A 23,083-nucleotide genomic window follows, 5' to 3' on the forward strand; every position below is an offset into this window, starting at 1 on the left:
CCGCCGCGGCGGGGCCCCTTCGCGCTGTCTGTGCCTGGTGTCAGTGCGCGGCGGGCGCGGACGAGCTGCCGGCGGGGGCGCTCGGCGAGCCGCTCGCACCGGTGCCGGTGCCGGTGCCCGGGGACGCGGGCGCGCTCGGCGAGGTGGCCGGCGACGGCGAGGTCTTGACCTGCGGGCCGAAGCCCTCGTAGTAGCCGACGGCCGGCTGCACGTTGGCGTTGGCGGAGACGTCGCCGGCCTTCTCGAAGGTGAAGGTGGTGGGGCTGTAGCCGCCGACCGACAGCTTGGCGCTCGGCACCTGCGCGTTCGCGGCGCCGCCCTTGCCGCCCAGCAGCACCGACTCGCCCGCGTGGATGACGATCTGCGAGACCGGCGCGCCGTTCTCGTCGGTCAGCTGGGCAGCGGTGCCGCCGACCTTGATCCCGGTGAGCACCAGGTCGTCCTTCGGCGCGGTGTTCGCGATGTTCGCGGTGACGGAGGCCGGGCCCGAGTACTCGCCGGCCGACCCGGCGGGGGCGACCACGACGATGTTGTTCAGCTTGACCGAGTTGTCGATCGACGTCGCCGCGTTGTCCGGCTTGATCTGCAGCGTGTCGGCGTCGTTGCCCGCCGCGCAGGCGGACAGCGGGACGATCGCAGCGAGGACGAGGGCGGCGGCTGCGCCGCGTCGAAGGCTCCGGCTCACGGCGGCGACTTCTCCTTGGTCGGGGATGATCCCCACGGAAAAGGGATCACGGTCGGTGGTCGAGGGCCACATTACCGACCACACATATCCGGCTCTCACGGGGTGGCCCCGTGTCGCGGTCCGATCACGATCCGGGGCGCTCGGCGAGTCGGAGGCAAAAACTCAAGATCCAATCATGGTTTCGGGAGTGTGACCAGAGGTTTCGCCGCCCTGGTCAGACCGCCTCCGACCTGCGGGAAGCCCTCGTCGAACACCGGTCGCAGCACGCGACGGGGGTGGTTGTCAAGCCCTGGAACCCGCCCTGACCTGCGAAAACGCCCTTCGGGTCAGCCGAAAAGCGTGTTATTCTGGAAAGCCACGGAAGGGGTCCTGTCACATGACGTTCAAGGTTGGCGACACGGTGGTCTACCCCCATCACGGGGCTGCGCTGATCGAGGCCATCGAAACTCGCCAGATCAAGGGTGTGGACAAGACCTACCTGGTGCTGAAGGTGCAGCAGGGAGATCTGACGCTTCGCGTCCCCGCGGAGAACGCCGAGTTCGTCGGCGTCCGCGACGTGGTGGGCCAGGAAGGCCTGGACCGCGTATTCGAGGTGCTTCGTGCGCCCTACACCGAAGAACCCACCAACTGGTCTCGCCGTTACAAGGCGAACCTGGAGAAGCTCGCGTCCGGTGACGTGATCAAGGTCGCCGAGGTGGTCCGCGACCTGTGGCGTCGCGAGCGTGAGCGCGGTCTGTCGGCCGGCGAGAAGCGGATGCTCGCCAAGGCGCGCCAGATCCTGGTCAGCGAGCTCGCGCTCGCCGAGAACACCAACGAGGACAAGGCCGAGACGCTGCTCGACGAGGTCCTCGCCTCCTGAGCTCCAGCCGTCCGATGAGCTCCAGCCGTCCGAGCGCCGATCTTCGCGCGCCCGACCCGGCGTGACGCAGCGCCCGATGGTGCCCGAAAGGGCGCCTCGGGCGCTTCGCCATGCCCGGAAGAGGGTCGGCACGGCGAAACGGTGGCGGAAGGGGCCGCGCGGTTCCACTAACGTGCAGTCAGGAAGGGGGCCTGCCCGCTCGCGAATCCGCGTTCGGCACGGGCCATACCCATCGCGACCAAGGAGCCAAACCTGAACGCCTCAGCACAGCTTGCGGCAGCGGTCGTTCCGGCCGCCGGACGCGGTGAGCGACTCGGCCCCGGCGCCCCCAAGGCGCTGCGCGAACTCGGCGGCGTCCCGCTGCTGGTGCACGCGGTCCGCGCGCTGGCCCGCAGCCGGGCGGTCGGCCTGGTGGTGGTGTGCGCGCCGCCCGGCGGCGTGGCGGAGGTCGTCGCGCTGCTGGACAGCCACGGCCTGGACGGCAAGGACGTCCGGGTGGTCCCCGGCGGCGCCAGCCGGCAGGAGTCGGTCCGGCTCGGCCTGGCCGCGATCCCGGCCGGCACCCGGGTGGTGCTGGTGCACGACGCGGCCCGCCCGCTGGTGCCCGTCGAGGTGGTGGACGCGGTGGCCGCCGCCGTCCGGGCCGGCGCCGAGGCGGTGGTCCCGGCGGTGCCGCTGGCCGACACCGTCAAGCGCGTCCAGCCGCAGCCGTCCGGCCCCGAACCGGTGCTGGACACCCCCGACCGCTCCACGCTGCGCGCCGTGCAGACCCCGCAGGGCTTCGACCTGCCCGGTCTGGTCGCGGCGCACGAGAAGGCCGTCGCCGAGGCCGTCGAGGTCACCGACGACGCCGGACTGATCGAGCGCTTCGGCGGTCGGGTCGTCGTGGTGCCCGGCCACGAGGAGGCGTTCAAGGTCACCCGCCCGCTGGACCTCGTGCTCGCCGAGGCCGTTCTCGCCCGCCGGAGGGCCACCGATGCCTACTGACCGCACCGCTGAACCGATCCTGCCGCGGATCGGCATCGGCACCGACGTGCACGCCTTCGAGGACGGCCGGCCGCTGCGCGTCGCCGGGCTGGACTGGCCGGGCGAGACCGGCCTGGCCGGGCACTCGGACGCCGACGTGGCCGCGCACGCCGCCTGCGACGCGCTGTTCTCCGCCGCGGGGATCGGCGACCTGGGCGCGCACTTCGGCACCGACCGCCCCGAGTGGGCGGGCGCGGCCGGGGTGGCCCTGCTCGGCGAGGCCGCCCGGCTGGTGCGGGAGGCCGGGTACGAGATCGGCAACGTCGCGATCCAGGTGATCGGCGTCCGCCCGAAGATCGGCAAGCGCCGCGCCGAGGCGCAGGCCGCGCTCTCCGCGGCGGTCGGCGCGCCGGTCTCGGTCTCCGGCACCACCACCGACGGCCTCGGCCTGACCGGCCGCGCCGAGGGACTCGCCGCGATCGCCACGGCGCTGGTCTACCAACGCCCGTCCGCCTAGCCTGAGCTGACACATCGTCACTGCTCGGACACAGGAGGAATCATGGGTGTGGAACTCGCCGATGGCGTGAAGAAGCTGTTGGACGACAAGAGCTTCGCGGTGGTCACGACGATCCAGCCGGACGGCAGCCCGCAGTCCTCGGTGGTCTGGGTGAAGCGGGACGGCGACGACATCCTGTTCTCCACCGTCCAGGGCCGCCGCAAGCACCTCAACCTGGAGCGCGACCCGCGGGTGACGCTGCTGGTCAACCCGCCGGAGAGCCCCTACCAGTACTTCGAGGCGCGCGGCGAGGCCAGCATGACCACCGAGGGCGGCCGCGAGCTGATCGACGAACTGTCGAACAAGTACCGCGGCCAGGACTACGCCTGGGACGAGCCGGACGCGGTGCGCGTGGTGGTGCGGCTCAGCCCGCGCAAGGTCGTCAACCACGTCTGACACCGGATCGAGCCGAGTGGGCGGAAGGTGGCGGGGCACCCCCTGCCGCCCACTACTCTGGACGCTGTGAGCCTTCGCCTGTACGACACCATGACCCGCCAGGTACGCGACTTCGTCCCGCTGGTGCCGGGCTGTGTCTCGATCTACCTGTGCGGTGCCACTGTCCAGGCGCCCCCGCACATCGGGCACATCCGGTCGGGACTCAACTTCGACGTGATGCAGCGGTGGTTCCGCTACCGCGGCTACGAGGTCACCTTCGTCCGCAATGTCACCGACATCGACGACAAGGTGATCGCCAAGGGGCGCGAGCAGTCCACCGAGTGGTGGAAGATCGCGCACGCCAACGAGCGTGCGTTCAACGAGGGTTACGACGCCCTCGGCTGCCTGCCGCCGAGCGCGGAGCCGCGTGCCACCGGCCACGTGCCGGAGATGATCGAGATGATGCAGGGGCTGATCGAGCGCGGCCACGCGTACGAGTCCGAGGGCAACGTCTACTTCGCGGTCACCACCTACCCGGACTATCTGGCGCTCTCCAACCAGGAGTTGGAGAACCTGCGGCAGCCCTCCGCCGAGGGCGAGACCGGCAAGCGCGACGCGCGCGACTTCGCGATGTGGAAGGCCGCCAAGCCCGGTGAGCCGAGCTGGGCCACCCCGTGGGGCCGCGGCCGCCCGGGCTGGCACCTGGAGTGCTCGGCGATGGTGCACAAGTACCTCGGCAGCGCCTTCGACATCCACGGCGGCGGGCTCGACCTGATCTTCCCGCACCACGAGAACGAGATCGCCCAGTCCAAGGCGTACGGCGACGACTTCGCCAACTTCTGGGTGCACAACGCCTGGGTCACCATGAGCGGCGAGAAGATGTCCAAGTCGCTGGGCAACTCGGTGCTGGTCTCCGAGATGGTGCAGCGCTGGCGTCCGATCGTGCTGCGCTACTACCTGGCCGGCCCGCACTACCGCTCGATGATCGAGTACAGCGAGGAGTCGCTGCGCGACGCCGAGACGGCGTTCGCCCGGATCGAGGGCTTCATCGAGCGCGCCGTCGAGCGCTGCGGCCCGGTCGACGCCGCACCCGAGGTGCCGCTGTCGTTCGCCGAGGCGATGGACGACGACCTGGGCGTGCCGCAGGCCCTCGCCGTGGTGCACACCGCCGTCCGGCAGGGCAACAGCGCGCTCGGCGCGGACGACAAGGAATCCACCGCGGCCCGGCTGGGCGAGGTCCGGGCGATGCTCGGCGTGCTCGGCCTCGACCCGCTGGACGACATGTGGGCCGGCGGCGGCAACCAGGGCGAGGAGCTCACCGGCGTGGTCGACGCGCTGGTCGCGCTCGTCCTGGAGCAGCGCCAGGCGGCCCGCGCCCGCAAGGACTTCGCCACCGCGGACGCCATCCGCGACCAGCTCGGCCAGGCCGGGCTGGCGATCGAGGACACCCCGTCCGGCCCGCGCTGGACGATCAACCAGTAGCCCTTCGGGGCGCATGGGGGCCGTACCCTTTGTATGGGTGCGGCCCCCACGCACGAAGCAGACGCAGAGACAGGAAGTACAGCCATGGCCGGCAACAGCCAGCGCAGGAACCGCCGCAACCCCGGGTCGAAGAAGGGCGCGAGTGTCGGTACCGGCGGCCACAGCCGGAAGGCGCTCCAGGGCAAGGGCCCGACCCCGCGCGGCGAGGAGCGCAAGGGACACCCCAAGCAGCGCGCCGCCAACGCGGCACTGAAGCGCGAGCGTGACGCCAAGTCCCGCGCGGGCATGCGCCGGGGCGGCGGTCCGCGCAGCGGCCGCGGCGGCGCGGGCGCGGCCGAGCTGGTGGTGGGCCGCAACTCGGTGGTCGAGGCGCTGCAGGGCGGCGTGCCCGCGACCGCGCTGTACGTGCAGCAGTTCATCGACACCGACGACCGCGTCCGCGAGGCCTTCCAGGCCGCCAACGAGCGCGGCATTCCGCTGATGGAGGCCCCGCGCCCGCAGCTGGACCAGATGACCGGCGGCCTGAACCACCAGGGCCTGGTGCTGCAGGTCCCGCCGTACGAGTACGCGCACCCGGACGACCTGCTGGACGGGGCCGCCGACGCCGGCCAGGACGCGCTGATCATGGCGCTGGACGGCGTCACCGACTCCCGCAACCTGGGCGCCGTGGTCCGTTCCGCCGCCGCGTTCGGCGCGCACGGCGTGGTCATCCCCGAGCGCCGCGCGGCCGGCATGACCGCCGGTGCCTGGAAGACCTCCTCCGGTGCCGCCGCCCGGCTGCCCGTGGCCCGCGCCACCAACCTGACCCGCGCGCTGGAGGCCTACCAGAAGGCAGGCCTGATGGTGGTCGGCCTGGCCGCCGACGGCGAGGCCGAGATCGGTGACCTGGACGCGCTGAACGGCCCCGTGGTGATCGTGGCCGGCTCCGAGGGCAAGGGCCTGTCCCGCCTGGTCTCGGAGACCTGCGACCTGCTGGTCCGGATCCCGATGCCCGGCCGGACCGAGTCGCTGAACGCCGGTGTCGCCGCCGGCATCGTGCTGTACGAGGCCGCCCGGCTGCGCGCCAAGCGCTGACCGTCACCGAGTGTGACGGGGGCCGCTGGCAGGACGTCGTTTTCGTGAGTCAACCGATCGGGTTCGGTCGAACCCGATCGGGTTTCTCATGATCGCTTCAAATCCTCGCCCGGAATGCACCCGGGAGAGTGTCCTCCGGGCCCGTCACCCGGTTAGAGGGGTGTGGACACCAGAACTCCTCGGCGTTTCGGGCAGCGCTCCGCCGGGATAGACGACGGCCCGGGCCTCAACACGGTCCGGGTTCCGTCCGACCCGGCGAAGCTCAGCAGCACCCAGGCAAGTTTCCGGGTCAGGCTCTCCGGCCCCGTGACCGCGTTGATCGACCCGCCGTCCGGCGCCGCGTTCGGCGACCCGTACGGCCGGCAGCACAGCGCCCGTCCGATGGTCACCCCGCAGGTCGTGGTGCCCGCCGCCGCGGCGGTGCCCGCGCTGGCCGGGATCACCGCCGCCTCGGTCACCGGCACCGCACCCCGCCGCAAGACCCGGGTTGTCACCTGGAGCGGCCAGGCCGACCCCGACGACACCGCCGCGACCCGGCTGCTCGACGCCGTCCGGCTGAACACCGTGCCCGCCCCGGCGAAGTCCTTCGCCGACCAGGACACCCAGCAACTCCAGGCCGTCCCACGCCAGTACGGGGCCTCGGCGGGCTCCGGCTTCGGCCCGGGCACCGGCTCGGACCCGGACGAGACCTCGCGGGTGGGCATCGCCGAACTGCTGGACGACTCCGTGCGGGTCGGCGGACACAGCTGGCAGCCCGAGGGCGAGCTGCCCGAGCTGCCGTCGCTCGGCGAAGGCTCCAAGCACGCCTGGTACCCCGGCCGCCGGGTCGACCTGGGCCTGGTGCTGCTGCCGCTGCGGGTGCTGCTCGGCTCCCTCTCCGTGTACGCCGGGTTCAGCAAGCTGTGCGACCCCGTGTACTTCGACGGCGGCGAGCGCGGCTCGATGATGCGCTGGCTGTCCTCGCTGCACCCGTGGAAGGTCGCCCAGCCGCTGCTGGACTTCGCGATGGCCCACCCGGTCGGCGCCGGACTCGCGGTCTCCTTCGCCGAGATCGTGATCGGCGTGCTGTCCATCCTCGGCCTGTGGCAGCGACTCGCCGCCGGCGGCGCGATGGCACTCTCCGCGGCGCTGCTGTTCACCGTCAGCTGGAAGGCGGTGCCCGCCTACGACACCCCCGACCTGATCTTCCTCGCGGCCTGGAGCCCGCTGCTGATCGCCGGCGCGCCGTTCGCCTCACTGGACGGACGGATCGCCCTCGAAGCGTTCCGGCGTCACGGGCCCGCCGAACCCGCCGCCGTCCGGCGGCGGATGCTGCGCCGACGCTCGGTGGTCACCGCCGTCGTCGTCGGCCTGACCCTGCTGTCCGGCTCGCTGCTGGGCGCCGCCGTCCGCACCGGGCGCACCGCGCCGGTGCACCCGGCGACCGAGTACGGCACCCCGGTCTGGCCGAGCAACGGCCCCTCCACCCCCCCGGCCTCGCCCACCCCGACCCCCACGCCGTCCCCGACGCCCAGCAAGGCCAACCCGTCCGGGCACAGCACCACCAAGCCCAAGCCCAGCGCCGGCACCACCGGCGGCGGCACCGTCCCGTCCCCGCACGCCGGCGCGGGCAACGGCAGCGGCACCGGGGGCGCCACCGGCACCGGCTCCTCCGGCACCGGCGGAGCACCCGCCAGCCCGCGCTCACAGCCCTCGCACGGTGTCATCGGCGGGCTGCTCGGCAGCGGGCCGCCGCTGCTGGAACTCGGCATGCGGCCGGCAACCGCCACCGAGACGGCCTGACGGCGGCCTCGCCGCAACAACCAGCAGGGCCCCTTCCGGAACCTCCTCCGGAAGGGGCCCTGCTGGTTCTGCCGTGGGCGCCGGTTGTGCCGTGGGCGAGGAAGGCGCAAAGACAGGGGCGCGGGGAACTGCGCGAATCGGAAGGCACCCAACCGCCGGATCGCGACGCAGGGCAATGACCTGCACGTGATCGCGACCTGACGGCTGCGCGCTTCTTGTTCGCGCGGTTCCTCGCGCCCCTGAGGGTGTTCTGCCTGGTACCTCTAGCCGACTACACCTGCGGCGAAGGAGCCGTCGCAGACCGGGCGGGCGAAGGAGCGGGCGCGCTGGAGGTCGCCCTGGTACTTCTTGACCGCGGCGCGGCCGAGTTCGCCGGCCAGGGCGCTGCAGTACGGGGTGAGGGAGGGATTCTCGCGCATGGTGCGCTCGAGGAGGTCGAGTGCGGTGCCCGGGTTGTGGTTCTTGAGCTCCTCCATCAGGTCGACCCGGAGCGAGTCCTGCGCGGCGAGGCCCTGGGTGTTGGGGGAGGTGGAGGTCCGGCCGATGGAGCCGTCCCCACTGGATGCCGCGACCACCTGCTGGTCCAGGCCCGTCGGCGGGGCCCATGGAACGCGGGTGACGGCGAGGGTGCCGGTGGTCACCAGGATCACCGGCAGAGTGAGGGCAACGGTCTGGCCGATTCGGCGAACGAGCTGTTTCACGCACAGGAGAGTAGCGGTGCGTGGTGGTTTGAGCGCGCCGCGTTACTCCAACGAGTGACCGGTGTCCTGTTTTGTACCGCCATCGGGTTGACGAACGGGCCCGGGGAACGGCGGAACCCCCTGCCGACCGCCGTGGGCAGGGGGTTCCGGTGCGTCAGTCAGTGACCGCGGTCGCGTCGGCGATCGCGTCGGCGACTCAGCGGCTGAGGCGCTCGCCGGTGGTGGCGAAGACGTGGGTCTCGGTGCCGACCGGGACGACGTGGATGGTCTCGCCGCGCTGCGGGATCTCCCGGCTGTGCACGCGCACCACGATGTCCTTGTCCTGGCCGGACACCTGGGTGGTGCCGTACACGAAGCCGTCGGCGCCGAGCTCCTCGACCACGTTGACAGTGACGGCGACGCCCTCCAGGCCGCCGGCCGGGACGATCTGGAAGTGCTCGGGGCGGATGCCCACCACGACGGTCTTGGCGTCGCCGGCCTTCGCCAGGTCGGCGCGGTCGATGTTGATGACCGAGCCGCCGAACTTCACGCCGCCGTCCACCAGCGGAACCTCGACCAGGTTCATCGCGGGGGAGCCGATGAAGCCGGCCACGAACAGGTTGGCGGGCCTGTCGTACATGGCGCGCGGGGCGTCGACCTGCTGGAGCAGGCCCTTGTCGAGCACCGCGACGCGGTCGCCCATGGTCATGGCCTCGGTCTGGTCGTGGGTGACGTAGACCGTGGTGATGCCCAGGCGGCGCTGCAGGGAGGCGATCTGAGTACGGGTCGAGACGCGGAGCTTGGCGTCCAGGTTCGACAGCGGCTCGTCCATCAGGAAGACCTGCGGCTGGCGGACGATCGCGCGGCCCATCGCGACACGCTGACGCTGACCGCCGGAGAGCGCCTTCGGCTTGCGGTCCAGGAACTCGGTCAGGTCGAGGATCTTGGCGGCCTCTTCGACCTTGGTGCGGAGGTCCGCCTTGTTCACGCCGGCGATCTTCAGGGCGAAGCCCATGTTCTCGGCGACGGTCATGTGCGGGTACAGCGCGTAGTTCTGGAACACCATCGCGATGTCCCGGTCCTTCGGCGGCAGGTGGGTCACGTCCCGGTCGCCGATGCGGATGGCGCCCTGGTTCACGTCCTCCAGGCCGGCCAGCATGCGCAGGGAGGTGGACTTGCCACAGCCCGAGGGGCCGACGAGGACGAGGAACTCGCCGTCGCCGATCTCCAGGTCGAGCGCGTCGACCGACGGCTTGTCGGCACCCGGGTAGACACGGGTGGCCTTGTCGTACGTCACAGAAGCCATGCTGCTTCGCTCCTTCACCGGCAGGAACGTGCCGGACGATCCGAGTAAAGGTTGAGTTGTCCCGATCGCCCCGAGTGGTCTGGACCACCGACCCTCCGGCGCGACTCCTCGTGACGCTACCTGGCAGTTCATCGTTTTGTCAGCCCTCGGCGGCCCTCGACTTCCGCATCGATCCGATCACACCCCCACCACCCACCCCTCCCCGCACCCGCACCAGCCCCCCAACCACCCGCATCCCGCCGCCCCCGCCCGGTACACTGCCCACTGGTGCCGACGCGTATCCCGCGGACGGCCACCTCGCCTCCTTAGCTCAGCTGGCCAGAGCACCGCTCTTGTAAAGCGGGGGTCGTCGGTTCGAACCCGACAGGGGGCTCGTTTCAGTGGTGCTGTGGCAGAGGCCCTTCCGTCGGGTGACGGGAGGGCCTCTGGCGTTTGGGGCGGGGTCAGGCGTGGGGGGCGAGGGGGTTGGGGAGGTGGCCGATGAGTTGGAGGGCGGCGGAGGGGTCGGTGAGGTCGACCATTTGTTGGTTGTTGCGGAGTTGGAGGCGGTTGAGGCAGGAGAGCGGGAACGTTTCGGTGAAGGGGTCGAAGCGGGTGAACTTGTCGGCGAGTTCGGGGACTTGGGCGCGGTAGTCGGTGACGGTCTCGGCGACGGTGCGCCAGAAGGCGTCCTCGGGGAGGGTGCCGGCCTCGTCGAGGGTGGCGGCGAGGTAGCGGAAGAAGCAGTCGAAGACGTCGGTGAAGATCGACAGCAGCTTCATGTGGTCGGGGACGTCCGCGCGCACCCGTTGGACCGGTTCGGGGAGGTCCGCGGTGGGGTTCATCACCACGATCTCCTCGGCGATGTCCTTGAAGATCGCGCGCTGCACGGTGCCGGCCTCGTCCAGGACCAGGATGACGTTCTCGCCGTGCGGCATGAAGGCCAGGTCGTGGGCGTAGAAGCTGTGCAGCAGCGGGGTGAGGTAGGCGTCCAGGTAGCGGCGCAGCCACTGCTCGGGGGGCAGGCCGGAGCGTGAGACCAGGGCGGCGGCCAGGGAGTCGCCGTGGCGGTCGGTGTGCAGCAGGGAGGCCATGGTGGCGAGGCGTTCGCCGGGGGCGAGGGAGGGTACGGGGCTCTCCCGCCAGAGGGCGGCGAGCATCTTGCGGTAGGGGGAGTACCGGTCGGTGGCGGCCTCGAACTGGCGGTGCCGGTAGCCGATGGCGGCGTGTTCGCGGATGATCGTCAGGCCGGTGCCGCGCAGGATGGCGTCCTGCTCGATCAGTTCGGCGAGCCAGTCGTTGATCGCCGGGGTGGCCTCCATGTACGCGGCGGACAGGCCGCGCATGAAGCCCATGTTGAGCACCGAGATGGCGGTCTTGACGTAGTGCCGGGTCGGGTCGGTGGTGTTGAAGAAGGTGCGGATCGACTGCTGGGCGAGGTACTCGTCGTCGCCCTCGCCGAGCAGTACCAGGCGGCGGGCGGCCAGTTCTCCGGCGAAGGTGACGGAGAGCTTGTTCTCCCACTGCCAGGGGTGGACGGGCAGCAGGTGGTAGTCGGCCGGGTCGAGTCCGAGGGCGGTGAGCCGGGCCGCGAAGCGGTCCCGTTCGGCGGGGCTCAGCTCCTGGGCGATGTGGCGTTCGTAGTCGGTGTCCGCGCCGCAGGTGAAGACCGAGTGGGCGCGTTGGGCGGCCAGCCAGACCAGACGTACCGGGTGGGCGGCCTCGGGGGCGTAGCGGTGGTACTCCTCGCCGTTGAAGCCGATCCGGCCGTTGTTGGCGACGAAGCCCGGGTGGCCCTCCGTCATGCCGGTCTCGACGCTCTGGAAGTCGGCGGCGGCGAGTTCGGCGGCGGTCGGCTCGGGGCGGTCCAGTTTGTAGGCGGTGCCGGCCAGGGTGGAGGTGATCTCCTCCAGGTAGACCGGCAGCACCTGGTCGGAGAGGCCGAGGGTGGTGCGCAGTTCGATGAAGAAGTCCACGGCGTCCAGCGGGAGTTCGCCGCCGTCGCGGTGCCGGGTGATCGAGTCGGCGGGGATCTGCCAGTGGTCGAGCCGGAGCCGCCGGGCGGTGAAGCGGTACTCGACGGCGCCGTCGTCGGACCGGACCAGGTAGCGGCCGTCGCCGAGGTGCTCGGGCGTGAGCAGCCGTTCGTGGGTGAACTCGGCCAGCGCCTTGCGGACCAGCCGCCGGTTGGCCTCGGCCCAGGTGTCGGGCCGCAGATGGGCGAGGTGCCGGTCGGTGAGACGGCGGTCCGTGAGGCGGCGCGCGGCGGGGTGGCGGTCGGTGGCGGTCATGCGCGGGCTCCGGCGGTGGCGGCGAGGAACTGCTCGCGGGTGCAGAAGCTGAGCAGTGCTTCCTTCTCGGGCTTGGTGATCGGGCCGTCCGGGACGAAGCCCACGGCGGCGTTGAGCGCGTGGACGGCGGTGTTGCGCAGGTCCGGTTCGACCACCGCCCGGCGGGCGGCCGGGTCGTCGAACAGGAAGCCGACCACGGTGGTGATCACGGCCAGCGTGAAGCCGTGCACGGGCTGCTCGGCGGCCGGGCAGAGGAAGTGCATGCCGACGTCGCCGGGCTGCGCCGGGTACAGGTCGACCAGTTCGGCGCGGGCCGGGTCGTAGCGCTCCAGTAGGAAGGCCGGGCGGCCCTGCCACAGGCCGATGAAGGCGTCGTGGTGGGGGTGCTCGACGATCCTGCGGTACTCGGCGGCGACCTCCTCCACGGAGAGGCCCTGCATCATCCAGTAGGTCGCCTTGGGGTGGGTGACCCAGGCGTGCAGCAGCGCCGCGTCGGTGTCGAGGTCGAGCGGGCGGACGGCGAACGCGCCGAGCCGCTCGTCGGTGCGGGAGTACAGGACGGTCATGGGGTGCTCACTCACGCGACGAGGCCCTCGGGAGCGCCGAACTCCTGGAAGGCGATGGACTTTTCGATCGGGTAGACCTCGCGGCCGGTCAGCTCGCGGAGGATCCACGAGTTGCGGTACGGGCCCATGCCGAGGTCGGGCGAGGTGATGCTGTGGGTGTGGGTGCCGCCGTTCTGGAGGAAGATCTCCCGGCCGGTGGTGTCGATGCTGTAGTTGCGGGCCACGTCGAAGCGGCCCTGCCGGTCGTGGCGGATCCGGTCGAGCACCGGGGCGAGGAAGGCGGGGACGGTGTACCGGTAGCCGGTGGCCAGCACCAGGCCCTCGGTCTCCAGGGTGAAGCCGCGCTGCTGTTCGGCGTGGTGCAGACCGAGGGTGTAGCGGCCGGTGCCGGCGTCCCAGGAGGCGGTCTCCAGCGCGGTGTTGGTGAACAGGCGGGTGGGGACGGGGCCGGTGACGCTCTTCTGGTACAGCAGGTCGTAGATGCTGTTGATCAGGTCGGCGTCGATGCCCTTGAACAGGCCCTTCTGCTCGGCCTCCAGCCGGTACCGGGTCTCCTCCGGCAGCGCGTGGAAGTAGTCCACGTACTCGGGGGAGGTCATCTCCAGCGTCAGCTTGGTGTACTCCAGCGGGAAGAACCGCGGCGAGCGGGTGACCCAGTTCAGCTTGTAGCCGTGCACCTCGGTCTCGGCCAGCAGGTCGTAGTAGATCTCGGCGGCGCTCTGGCCGCTGCCGACCACGGTGATGCTCTTCTTGCGCTGGAGGGCCGCCTTGCCGTCCAGGTAGCGGGAGTTGTGCAGCAGGTCACCGCCCAGGCCCCGGCACGGCTCGGGCAGGTGCGGCGGGGTGCCGGTGCCGAGCACCAGGTGGCGGGCGCGGTACCGGGCGGTGGCGCCGTCGGCGGTGGTGGCGGTGACGGTGTAGAGGCCCTCGGCCTCGTCGTACTCGACCAGGGTGACGTGCTGTCCGAAGCGCACCGAGTCGAGTTTGCCGGCGGCCCAGCGGCAGTACTCGTTGTACTCGGCGCGCACCGGGTAGAACATCTCGCGGATGTAGAAGGGGTAGAGCCGGCCGTTCTCCTTCAGGTAGTTGAGGAAGGAGAACGGCGAGGTCGGGTCGGCCAGGGTCACCAGGTCGGCCATGAACGGGGTCTGCAGGGTGGAGAAGTCGAGCAGCATCCCGGGGTGCCAGTCGAACTGGTCCTTCTCCTCCAGGAACAGGCCGTCGAGGTCCTGGATCGGCGCGGTCAGGCAGGCGAGGCCCAGGTTGTAGGGGCCGAGCCCGATCGCGATGAAGTCATGGGTGGACACAGGCGTCTCCGGGGCAGGCGGTGGTGGGAGGACGGGCGGGCTCAGGCGGCGGACGCGGCCAGGTGGCCGGCGGCGTGGCCCGCGAGCAGGTCGAGCACGTGCGCGATGTCGTCGAGCGTCGTCTCGGGGTTGAGCAGGGTGAACTTGAGGTAGTGCCGGCCGTCGACCCTGGTGCCCGCGACCACGGCTTCGCCGGAGGCGGCCAGCGCCTCCCGGGCGTGCAGGTTGGCGCGGTCGAGGTGCTCGCCGTCCGGTGCGCCGTCCGGGCGGTAGCGGAAGACGACGGTGGACAGCTGCGACCTGGTCACCACCTCGAAGCGCGGGTCGGTGCTCAGCAGGTCGTGGGCGGCGGCGGCCCGGTCGACGACCTCGTCGAAGAGGCTGCCGACGGCGTCCGCGCCCATGATGCGCAGGGTCAGCCAGAGCTTGAGGGCGTCGAAGCGGCGGGTGGTCTGGAGCGACTTGTCCACCTGGTTGGGGATGCGCTGCTCGACCGCCCGGGCCGGGTTGAGGTAGTCGGCGTGGTGGGTGGCGTGCCGCAGCACGGCGCTGTCGCTGACCACCAGGGCGCTCGAACTGACCGGCTGGAAGAAGGACTTGTGGTAGTCGACGGTGACCGAGCGGGCCCGCTCGATGCCGTCCAGCAGGTGCCGGCGGGTCGGGGAGACCAGCAGGCCGCAGCCGTACGCGGCGTCCACGTGCAGCCAGGCGCCGTGCTGCTCGCACAGGTCGGCGACGGCCGGCAGCGGGTCGATGGTGCCGAAGTCGGTGGTGCCGGCGGTGGCGACCACGGCCAGCACCGGCAGGTTCTCGGCGCGGCAGCGCTCCAGTTCGCGGGCGAGTGCCGCGGTGTCCATCCGGCGGTCGGCGCCGGTGGGGACGGTGACGACCGCGTCCGGGGCCAGGCCGAGCAGCTTGGCGGACTTCTGCACGCTGAAGTGCCCGGCCCGGGAGGCCAGGATGCGCAGCCGGGGCAGCAGGGCGGTCCGCTCCTCGGCGGTGGCGGTGGCGGTGGCGGTGGCGGTGGCGGCGGTGGTGGTGGCGGTGGTGGCGGCGGTGAGCGCCTCTTCGCGGGCCAGCAGCAGGGCCTGGAGGTTGGACTGGCTGCCGCCGCTGGTGAAGACGCCGTCCGCGTCCACGCCGAAGCCGATCCGGCCGGCCGTCCAGTCGATCAGGCGGCGCTCGATCAGGGTGGCGCCGGCGCTCTGGTCCCAGGTGTCCAGCGAGGAGTTGACGGCGGTGAGGACGGCCTCGCCGAGCAACGCCGGTATCACCACGGGGCAGTTGAGGTGGGCGAGGTAGCGCGGGTGGTGGAAGTAGACCGCGTCGCGCAGGTAGACGTCCTCCAGCTCGTCCAGGGCCGCGGCCGGGTCCTCCAGCGGGCGGTCCAGGTCGATGTCCACGATCTCCGGGGCCAGTTGCTGCGGGGAGATCCCGCTGAACGGCCGGTCGGCGCGGGCGATCCGGTCGCCGACCCGGTCCACCCCGGCGGCCAGCGCGTCGCGGTAGGCGTCGAGGGTGCGGTCGTTGAAGAGGTGCTGCCGTGCGCGGACCGCGCTGCCGGCCGAACGGTTCTGGACGGCAGGTCCCTGAAAGCTCATCAATTCGGTCCTCAACGGTCACGGGGCACGGAGGCTGGAAGACGGGGGCGGGGGCATGGTCATTTCCGCCCGACTTAGGTAAGCCTATCCTAATTTTCTGGCGACGCGAAGGCCCGCCCCCGGGCTGCGGGAGCGGGCCTTGCAAAGATGTGACGCCCAGTCAGGAGGCGGCGGCCGCCAGCCTTTCCGCGCGGAGCTGCTCCTCGGAGGCGCCCCGACGCCAGTAGCCGGAGAACTCCACCCGGGCGCGGTCCACGCCGAGCTCCCGGACCAGGTGCCGGCGCAGCGCGCGCACGGCGGACGACTCGCCCGCCAGCCACGCGTACGGCGTGCCGGCGGGGAGCGCGGCCGCGCGGACCGCCTCGGCCAGCGGGCTCCCGGCGGCGCCGGGTTCGCGGACCAGCCAGGTGATCTCGGAGTCCGGCCCGTGCGGCAGGTCCTGGATGTCCTCCGGGTCCGGCACCTCGATCCAGGCCCGGACCGCGGTGTCGGCCGGGAGGTGCTCCAGGATGCCGCCGAGTGCGGGCAGTGCCGTCTCGTCGGCGGCCAGTAGTACCCAGTCGGTGTCGGCGGGCGGCCGGAAGTCGACACTGCGGTTGTCCTCGACGACCGGGCCGAGCAGCGTCACCCGGTCGCCCGGTGCGGCGTCGGCTGCCCACCGGGACGCGGGCCCGGCCGCGCCCGGCGCGGCGTCGGGGCCGGTGCCGTGCAGGGCGAAGTCCACGTCCAGCTCGTCCGGGTCCCGGCGCTGGGCGCGGATCGTGTAGGAGCGCACCACCGGCCGCTCGTCCTCGGGCAGCGCCCGCCACGCGCCGTACCAGCCCTCGCCGGTGCGGTCCGGCAGCAGCGGGGCGGCCTGGCCGGGGCGGGGGAGGAGGAGCGAGAAGCTCTGGTCCCGCCCGCCGGAGGCGAAACCGGCCAACTGCGGGCCGCCGAAGGTGATCCGGGTCAGTGTCGGGCCGAGCCGGCGGGTGCGCAGCACCTCGGCGTCGAAGAAGCGGAACTGCCCGGAGACCAGGCTCGGGTCGTCGGTGTCGGTGCGGGGGGTGCTGGCGACGGTCACGGTGTTCTCTCTCGACGGGTGCGCGCGGGGGCCTCAGGGCTGAGGTGCCGAACAAAGGGTAGGCTAACCTAATTCGAGATTCCGTCCAGTGCCGAGCCCGGAGCCGATCCCGTGTCCGACCCCCAGTCACCACCCCAGCCCGGCACGCCGGTTGACGCCCGGCTGTACCGCGACGCCCACGGCATCCCGCACCTGCGGGCCGCAGACCCGCTCGCCCTGGCCCACGCCCAGGGCCGCAACGCCGCCACCGACCGCAGCTGGCAGCTGGAGGTCGAACGCCACCGCGCCCAGGGCACCTCGGCCGCCTTCCTCGGCCCCGACCACCTGGACTGGGACGTCTTCGCCCGGCAGGTCCGGCTCGCCGACACCGCCCGCCGCTGCTTCGCCGCCCTGGACGCGCCCACCGCCGCCTGGGTGCGCGCCTACGTCGACGGCGTCAACCGCGGCCTGCGCGAAAGCGCCTACCTGGCACCGGAGTTCGACACCGCCGGGCTCACCCCCGGCCAGTGGCAGGAGTGGACGCCGCTCGCGCTCTGGCTCTCCCACCACATCCTGTTCGCCGGCTTCCCCGGCAAGCTCTGGCGGGAGCGGGTCGCCCGGGTGCTCGGCGACCACGCCGTGCACCTGTTCGCCACCGACGGCCTGCCCGCGTCCGGCAGCAACGGCTGGCTGGTCGCCCCCGAACGCACCGCGTCCGGCGCCGCCCTGATCGCCGGGGACCCGCACCGCTTCATCGAGACACCCGGCGTCTACCAGCAGATCCGCCTCGCCTGCCCCGAGTACGACGTGGTCGGCCTGGCCGTCCCCGGCGTACCCGGCATCGCGCACTTCGGCCACACCGGCGGCGTCGCCTGGGCCATCACCAACTCCATGGCGGACTACCAGGACCTCTACCGGGAACGGCTGCGCCGCACCCCGGACGGCGTCGAGGCACTCGGCCCCGACGGCTGGCAGCCCGCCGCGGCGCACACCGAGACCGTCGAGGTCGCCGGGGCCGACCCCGTCACCGTCGAGGTGGTCGAGACCGCGCGCGGCCCGCTGATCGCCGGAAGCCCCGACGGCGCCGGAGACGCCGTCAGCCTCCGCCACCCGCCCCGGGTCACCGGCCGGCTCGGCTTCGAAGCGCTGCCCGTCCTGCTGCGCGCCCGCACCGTCGCCGACCTCGACCGGGCGCTGGACGACTGGGCCGAGCCGGTCAACGTCGTCCTCGCCGCCGACACCGCCGGCGCCCTGCTGCACCGGGTGGCCGGTGCCGTACCGGCCCGCGACCCGCGCAACCTGGTCCGACCCGTCCCCGCCCGGGAACCCGGCCACGAGTGGCACGGCCTGCGGCCGCTGCCCCGCGCCGAGGTGCGCGGCTGCGCCGTGATGGCCAACGAACGTGGCCTGGCCGGGCCGCTCGGCATCGAGTTCTGCGCCCCGCACCGGGCCGAGCGGATCGCCGAGCTGCTCGCCGAGGGCGACGACTGGACCACCGACCGGATGGCCGCCGTCCACACCGACACCCTGCTGCCCTCCGCCCGCCCGCTGCTCGACCTGCTCGCGCAGCTCCCCGGTCTCGGCGCCCGCGCGGCCGCACTGCGCGACGAACTCCTCGGCTGGGACCGGCGGATGGACGCCGACTCGGTCACCGCCGCACGCTACGCCGAGCTGCGCTCCGCCGTGGTGCGCCGCTACGCGGCCACCCCCGAACTGGCCGCCCTCGCCGAACCCGACGGCCTGCCGCCGGTCTTCGCGCCCTGGCTGTCGGCCACCGCCCGGATCGGCTTCGCCCTGGAACACCTGCTCACCACCGAACTGCTGCCCGGGATCGACCCGGCCGCGCTGGTCCGGGCCGCCGTCGAGGAGCTGGCCGCCGCCGGCCCGACCGACGGCACCTGGGGCGAGCGGCACCGGCTCTTCGCCTGGTCCGCACTGCCCGCCGGACCGGCCGGGCCCGGCCCGGGCCTGTCCGGCGACCACGACTGCGTGCTCGCCACGTCCTCCGTCCCCGGCGTCACCGACGTCAGCGCCCGCGCCTCGGCGGCCCGCCTGGTCTGGGACCTCGCCGACCGGCAGCGCAGCGCCTGGATCGTGCCGCACGGCGCCCACGGCCACCCCCGCCACCCCCACCACCGGGACCAGCACCGGCTCTGGCTGAGCGGCGCGCTCACCCCGGTGGTGACCGACTGGAACCGACTGACCGAGGAGAACAGTGACCACTGAGCCCACCCGCCCCGCCGTCGACCACCGCGCACCGGACGGCGCCCGCCACGAGCAGGCCGTCCCCGGCTTCGGCACCGTGGCGATCCGTCCGCTCGACCCGGCGGGCGACGCCGAGGTGGTGCACCGCTGGGTCGACGACGAGCGGGCCCGGTTCTGGGGCATGGTCGGCCGGAGCCGCGAACAGGTCCGGGAGACCTACGAGTTCGTCGATTCCCTGGACACCCACCACGCCTACCTGGTGCTGCGCGACGGCGAGCCCGCCGCGCTCCTCCAGACCTACCTGCCCGAACACGACCCGCTCGGCGAGCACTACCCCGTCCAGGACGGCGACCTGGGCCTCCACCTGCTCGTCGCCCCCGCCGCGGGCCCGCTCCGCCACGGCCACACCCAGGCCCTGGTGAACACCCTGCTCGGCTTCGTCTTCGCCGACCCGTACGTCCGCCGGGCCGTCGCCGAGCCGGACGTCCGCAACGAGCGGTCCGTCGCCCGCCTGCGGGCCAGCGGCTTCGAGATCGGCCCCGTGCTCGAACTCGCCGAGAAGCACGCGCAGTTGGTGCACCTGACCCGGGAGCGCTTCTTCGCCGGGACAGGCGTCTGACGCCGGCGGGAGCGGGTCAGGCGGCGCCGGTGGCGGATTCGGCCGTGGCAAGCAGGGCGTGCAGCTCGGCGACGACCGGGGTGTCGGCGGCGGCGAGGCGGGCGAGGGCGTCGCGCCAGTGGCCGACGGCCCGGGCGGTGCGGCCCTGGTCGTGCAGGACGCGTCCGTAGGCGTGTTCGGCGAGGCCGGTGCCGTAGCCGTCGTCGAGTTCGGTGGTGTGGTCGAGCAGCCGGCGGCCGAGGACGGCGGCCTCGTCGAGGCGGCGCAGACGGCGCAGCGCCTCGATCTCGCGGAGGCGGCACTCGCGCCTGGTGTTCCACGGGGCGTTCTCGGCGAGGTCGAGCGCGGCGCGGAAGTGGCCCAGCGCCTCGGCGGGTCGGTTCAGCCGCAGGTGGGCGTTGCCGATGTTGCAGCGGCCGGCCATCTGCATCGGCACCGGGTCCGGGAGGCGCAGGGCGGCGTCGATGCTGCGGCTGTGCAGCGGGATGGCCAGCTCGGGGTCCTCGGGTTCGAGCAGGTTGCCCAGGGCGGACAGCGCCCGGGCCTCGTTGAGCGCGTCGTTCTGCTCGACGGCGAGGTCGAGGGCCTGGTGCAGGGTGAGAACGGCCTCCCGGGGGCGGTCGAGGAGCTGCAGCAGCATGCCGCGGTTGTTCAGGGAGATCTGGAGGCGGTGCTGGTTTCCGGTGCGCTGCCAGAGCGGGATGGACCGGTCGACCAGGTCGAGGGCGTCGGCGAAGCGGCCGGTGTCGAAATGGGCGCTGGCCAGGTCGACCAGGGCAAGGCCCTCGGCCGCGGTGCGGTCCTCGCGGCGGGCGACCCGGAGCGCGATCTCGTTCAGGTGCACCAGTTCCGGGGTGCGGCCGCGGGCCCGCAGGTAGGGGAGCAGGGCCTGGACCAGGTCGAGCAGGGCGGGGGCTGCCCAGTGTTGGTCGGCCAGCCGCTCGACCAGCACGGTGAGGTTGGTGTACTCGCCGTCGCCGAAGGCGAACGCGCTCTCCTGGTCCCGGTCGGCGGCGTCGCTGCCGGCGGGCAGTCCGCGCTCGCGGTGCAGCGCCGGGTCGAGGACGCGGGCGGTGCCGGCGGCGGCGTCGAGGTACCAGAGGAGCGCGTCGGCGGCGGCACGGGTGCGGTCGGCCGGGTCCTCGGTGAGTTCCCGGGCGAAGTCCCGGACCAGGTCGTGCGGGGCGAACCGGCCGCCGCCGAGCTCGTCCACCAGGGCGACGTCGGCCAGCCGGTCGAGCGCGGCGCCGGCCTGCGAGTCGCTGATCCGCAGCACACCGGAGAGCAACCCGGGGGAGTACTCGGGCAGGTCGAGCGCGCCGACGGCGATCAGCGCGTCGGCGGCCCGGCGGTCCAGTCGGCGGTCGGAGCCGCGCAGCGCCTCGTGTGCCAGGGACAGTGATTGACGGACGCTCAGATCGTCGAGTTCGAGCTCGTCGAGCCGGTCCTCGTCGTCCTCCAGGCGGCCGACCAGGTTGCGGACGGACGGGGCGGTGCGGGCGGCCAGCCGGGCGGCGACGATCCGCAGGGCGAGCGGCAGGCGGCCGCAGAGTTCGACCAGGCGGGCCAGATGGGCGTGTTCGATGCCGGCGAGTTGGAGTCCGCGGCCGGCCCGGCCGGCGGCGAGTTCGACCAGCGCGATGCTCTCGTTGGTGGTGAGGGTGCCGAGGCGGAGGTGGACCGCGCCGTCGAGGGCGAGCATCGGTGTCCGGCTGGTGACCAGGACGCCGCAGCCGGGGCCGGACGGCAGCAGCGGGCGGACCTGGGCGAGGTCGGCGGCGTCGTCCAGCAGCAACAGGGTGCGGGTGCCGCTCAGGGTGGAGCGCAGCAGGGCGGCGGCGCCGTCGACCTCGTCGGGGACGTCGGCGGGGTTGGCGCCGAGGCCGCGGAGCAGCGCGGTGAGGGCCTGGTGAGGTCCGAGCGGGGTGAGGCCGGCGGTGGCACCGCGCAGGTTGAGGAAGAGCTGGCCGTCGGGGAAGCGGCCGCGCAGTGTGTCGGCGCAGTGGACGGCGAGCGCGGACTTGCCGACGCCGGCCATGCCGCTGAGCACGGCCAGGCCGGGGCGGTCGGTGCCGGCCACCAGGGCCTGCCGGAGGGTTTCGAGTTCGTCCGGGCGTCCGACGAAGTGGGCCGGCGGGGTGGGGAGTTGGGCGGGAATCGGGCGGGTCGGCCGGGGTGCGGCGGCGGGCTCGGGCTGGTCGGCGAGGATCCGGGCGTGCAGGGCGCGGACGGCGGGTCCGGGTTCGATGCCGAGTTCGTCGATCAGGGCGCGGCGCAGCCGCTGGTGGACGGTGAGGGCCTGGGCGCGCTGCCCGGCACCGTGCAGGGCGAGCATCAGCTGCCCGTGGAAGGCCTCGCGCAGCGGGTGCTCGCCGACCAGGCGGGTGAGTTCGGCGACCAGCCCGTGCGGGCGGCCCTGGTGCAGGTCGGCGTCGAAGCGCCACTCCAGGGCCTGGAGCCGGTTCTCGTGCCACTGGTCGCGGCGGGCCTGGGCGTCGGCGCTGTCCGGCAGGTCGGCGAGCGGGTCGCCGCGCCACAGGTCGAGGGCGGCGGCGGTCTCGGCGAGCACCCGGGGCCAGTCGGCGGCCTCGTGCGCGGCGCGGGCCCGCTGGACCGCCAGTTCGAACTGACGGCTGTCCAACTCCTGGTCCGCGACCACGAGTCGGTACCCGGAGGGGGCGGCGCGCAGCCGGTCGCCGGTCTCGTCGCCGAGCGACTTGCGCAGCCGGGCGACCAGGTTGCGCAGCGAGGCCTCGGCGGTGCTGGGGGCCTCCTCGCCCCACAGGGCGTCGATCAGCCGGTCCAGCGAGACCGGCTGGTTGGCGTGGACGAGCAGCACCGCCAGCAGGGTGCGGGCCTTGGGGCCGCGCACCGGGCAGTCCCGAATGCCGTCATGGGCCTGGAGACTGCCGAGTAATCCGAACCGCATGGCTGTAACCCCCGTGTCGGTCGCGCCTCCAACGGCCCCCTGGGACGCGTTAGGTAGATGTTATCGGCGGATTATGCGTGTGGCCCAAGCTCTTTCATGTCGGCAGGTGAAGCCAGCTGACGAAAAGTCAGAAATGACGGCCTTGCCTCACAGCGGGGCGGCCGGCCGACCGGAAGAGCCCAGGGAGACTGCCATGACTCGCTCGAACACCGCTCGTCGTACCGTCGCCGCGCTGCTCACCGCGGGGGTGGCGACGGTCCTGATGACCGCGACGCCGGCCCACGCCGACAGCAACGACAGCTGCCACCCGTCCGGGGTGATGCCGAGGGTCGGAGTGTTCGGGAACCTCGCCCCGACGCCGTCCGACCCGCTGGTCCGGGCGCAGGGCTGGGTCGGAGCGGGCCCGGCCTGCTCCCCGACGGGCAGCTTCGACGGGTACCGGACCGACGCGGGCGGCTACGCGGCGATGGCCTGGCGGCTGACCGAGTCGATGGAGCCGTCCGAGTTCCTCTCCACCGGGTCCGCGACGCCGCTCGCCGGCCGCGACGACCTGGCCCCCGGCGACGGGCTGCTGAACCCGGCGGGCTTCGGCCACGTGGTGGTCTTCGACCACTGGGCCGACGACGCGCACACCTCCTACCTGGGCTACGAGTTCACCTCGGCCGGTGTGCAGCACCGCACCATCCCCTACCCGTACTTCGCGGGCCACGGCGACTTCCGGCCGGTCCGCGCGGCGCACTGATCGCCGCCGCTTCCCCTCCCCTCTCCACCGCCCCACC

The 23,083-nt window shown here is 72.8% G+C and carries 19 protein-coding genes and 1 tRNA gene; 11 read left to right on the forward strand and 9 right to left on the reverse strand.

What is annotated here, in order from left to right; translation table 11 throughout:
- Positions 1 to 40: 40 nt before the first annotated feature.
- Positions 41 to 685: a hypothetical protein gene (locus AMK19_RS02405; protein ID WP_073807626.1), complete on the reverse strand. Its 645-nt coding sequence runs from the start codon at positions 683 to 685 to the stop codon at positions 41 to 43.
- Positions 686 to 1,061: 376 nt separating this feature from the next.
- Here AMK19_RS02405 and AMK19_RS02415 point away from each other — a divergent pair, with 376 nt between their 5' ends.
- The 7 genes from AMK19_RS02415 (at position 1,062) to AMK19_RS02445 (ending at position 7,779) form a co-directional block, all read left to right on the forward strand.
- Positions 1,062 to 1,544 (forward strand): CarD family transcriptional regulator, encoded by a 483-nt coding sequence (locus AMK19_RS02415; RefSeq protein WP_014136563.1) that lies wholly within the window; start codon positions 1,062 to 1,064, stop codon positions 1,542 to 1,544.
- A 231-nt stretch (positions 1,545 to 1,775) separates the two neighbouring features.
- Positions 1,776 to 2,531 carry a 2-C-methyl-D-erythritol 4-phosphate cytidylyltransferase gene (ispD, locus tag AMK19_RS02420; RefSeq protein ID WP_073807628.1) on the forward strand — a complete coding sequence of 252 codons (756 nt, stop codon included), beginning with the start codon at positions 1,776 to 1,778 and terminating at the stop codon, positions 2,529 to 2,531.
- Positions 2,521 to 3,027, forward strand: a complete 507-nt coding sequence (gene ispF / locus AMK19_RS02425) for a 2-C-methyl-D-erythritol 2,4-cyclodiphosphate synthase (protein WP_073807629.1) — start codon at positions 2,521 to 2,523, stop codon at positions 3,025 to 3,027. Before ispD ends, ispF begins: the two co-directional genes overlap by 11 nt.
- A gap of 42 nt (positions 3,028 to 3,069) precedes the next feature.
- Positions 3,070 to 3,462 carry a PPOX class F420-dependent oxidoreductase gene (locus AMK19_RS02430; RefSeq protein ID WP_073807631.1) on the forward strand — a complete coding sequence of 131 codons (393 nt, stop codon included), beginning with the start codon at positions 3,070 to 3,072 and terminating at the stop codon, positions 3,460 to 3,462.
- Between the two features lie 66 nt (positions 3,463 to 3,528).
- Complete coding sequence (cysS, locus tag AMK19_RS02435) at positions 3,529 to 4,923, forward strand: cysteine--tRNA ligase (protein WP_073807633.1); 1,395 nt, start codon at positions 3,529 to 3,531, stop codon at positions 4,921 to 4,923.
- 84 nt (positions 4,924 to 5,007) lie between these two features.
- Positions 5,008 to 5,997, forward strand: a complete 990-nt coding sequence (rlmB, locus tag AMK19_RS02440; RefSeq protein WP_073807634.1) for a 23S rRNA (guanosine(2251)-2'-O)-methyltransferase RlmB — start codon at positions 5,008 to 5,010, stop codon at positions 5,995 to 5,997.
- Positions 5,998 to 6,303: 306 nt separating this feature from the next.
- Positions 6,304 to 7,779: a DoxX family protein gene (locus AMK19_RS02445; RefSeq protein WP_241844204.1), complete on the forward strand. Its 1,476-nt coding sequence runs from the start codon at positions 6,304 to 6,306 to the stop codon at positions 7,777 to 7,779.
- 263 nt (positions 7,780 to 8,042) lie between these two features.
- Here the strand turns inward: AMK19_RS02445 and AMK19_RS02450 are convergent, their stop codons facing one another.
- Both AMK19_RS02450 and AMK19_RS02455 read right to left on the reverse strand, forming a co-directional pair.
- Positions 8,043 to 8,480: a hypothetical protein gene (locus AMK19_RS02450; RefSeq protein ID WP_073807638.1), complete on the reverse strand. Its 438-nt coding sequence runs from the start codon at positions 8,478 to 8,480 to the stop codon at positions 8,043 to 8,045.
- Positions 8,481 to 8,676: 196 nt separating this feature from the next.
- Positions 8,677 to 9,765 (reverse strand): ABC transporter ATP-binding protein, encoded by a 1,089-nt coding sequence (locus AMK19_RS02455; protein WP_073807639.1) that lies wholly within the window; start codon positions 9,763 to 9,765, stop codon positions 8,677 to 8,679.
- Between the two features lie 299 nt (positions 9,766 to 10,064).
- On the opposite strand from AMK19_RS02455, the gene AMK19_RS02460 reads away from it, so the two are divergent.
- Positions 10,065 to 10,138: transfer RNA gene (locus AMK19_RS02460), tRNA-Thr, on the forward strand.
- A gap of 70 nt (positions 10,139 to 10,208) precedes the next feature.
- Here the strand turns inward: AMK19_RS02460 and AMK19_RS02465 are convergent.
- The 5 genes from AMK19_RS02465 to AMK19_RS02485 form a co-directional block, all read right to left on the reverse strand.
- Positions 10,209 to 12,035: an IucA/IucC family protein gene (locus AMK19_RS02465; protein WP_083646443.1), complete on the reverse strand. Its 1,827-nt coding sequence runs from the start codon at positions 12,033 to 12,035 to the stop codon at positions 10,209 to 10,211.
- A complete protein-coding gene (locus AMK19_RS02470) occupies positions 12,032 to 12,601 on the reverse strand; it encodes a GNAT family N-acetyltransferase (RefSeq protein ID WP_073807641.1) in 570 nt (189 codons plus the stop codon). The genes AMK19_RS02465 and AMK19_RS02470 overlap by 4 nt, the downstream gene beginning before the upstream one ends.
- 11 nt (positions 12,602 to 12,612) lie before the next feature.
- Positions 12,613 to 13,908, reverse strand: a complete 1,296-nt coding sequence (locus tag AMK19_RS02475) for a lysine N(6)-hydroxylase/L-ornithine N(5)-oxygenase family protein (RefSeq protein ID WP_073807642.1) — start codon at positions 13,906 to 13,908, stop codon at positions 12,613 to 12,615.
- A gap of 41 nt (positions 13,909 to 13,949) precedes the next feature.
- Positions 13,950 to 15,509: a pyridoxal phosphate-dependent decarboxylase family protein gene (locus AMK19_RS02480; protein ID WP_073807643.1), complete on the reverse strand. Its 1,560-nt coding sequence runs from the start codon at positions 15,507 to 15,509 to the stop codon at positions 13,950 to 13,952.
- Between the two features lie 160 nt (positions 15,510 to 15,669).
- Positions 15,670 to 16,572: a siderophore-interacting protein gene (locus tag AMK19_RS02485; protein ID WP_073807645.1), complete on the reverse strand. Its 903-nt coding sequence runs from the start codon at positions 16,570 to 16,572 to the stop codon at positions 15,670 to 15,672.
- Positions 16,573 to 16,683: 111 nt separating this feature from the next.
- Between AMK19_RS02485 and AMK19_RS02490 the strand changes: the two genes are divergently transcribed.
- Positions 16,684 to 18,777, forward strand: a complete 2,094-nt coding sequence (locus AMK19_RS02490) for a penicillin acylase family protein (protein WP_143200015.1) — start codon at positions 16,684 to 16,686, stop codon at positions 18,775 to 18,777.
- Positions 18,767 to 19,375, forward strand: a complete 609-nt coding sequence (locus AMK19_RS02495) for a GNAT family N-acetyltransferase (RefSeq protein WP_073807646.1) — start codon at positions 18,767 to 18,769, stop codon at positions 19,373 to 19,375. Before AMK19_RS02490 ends, AMK19_RS02495 begins: the two co-directional genes overlap by 11 nt.
- Before the next feature lie 16 nt (positions 19,376 to 19,391).
- Here AMK19_RS02495 and AMK19_RS02500 read toward each other — a convergent pair whose 3' ends face one another.
- Positions 19,392 to 22,304: an AfsR/SARP family transcriptional regulator gene (locus AMK19_RS02500; protein WP_073807648.1), complete on the reverse strand. Its 2,913-nt coding sequence runs from the start codon at positions 22,302 to 22,304 to the stop codon at positions 19,392 to 19,394.
- A 193-nt stretch (positions 22,305 to 22,497) separates the two neighbouring features.
- Here AMK19_RS02500 and AMK19_RS02505 point away from each other — a divergent pair, with 193 nt between their 5' ends.
- On the forward strand, positions 22,498 to 23,046 hold the full coding sequence (locus tag AMK19_RS02505; RefSeq protein ID WP_073807649.1) for a hypothetical protein: 549 nt from the start codon (positions 22,498 to 22,500) through the stop codon (positions 23,044 to 23,046).
- The last annotated feature ends 37 nt before the right edge of the window (positions 23,047 to 23,083 follow it).

Origin of the sequence: Kitasatospora sp. CB01950 (genome assembly GCF_001905465.1) — a bacterium.
In the GTDB taxonomy this organism is placed as follows: Bacteria; Actinomycetota; Actinomycetes; order Streptomycetales; family Streptomycetaceae; genus Kitasatospora.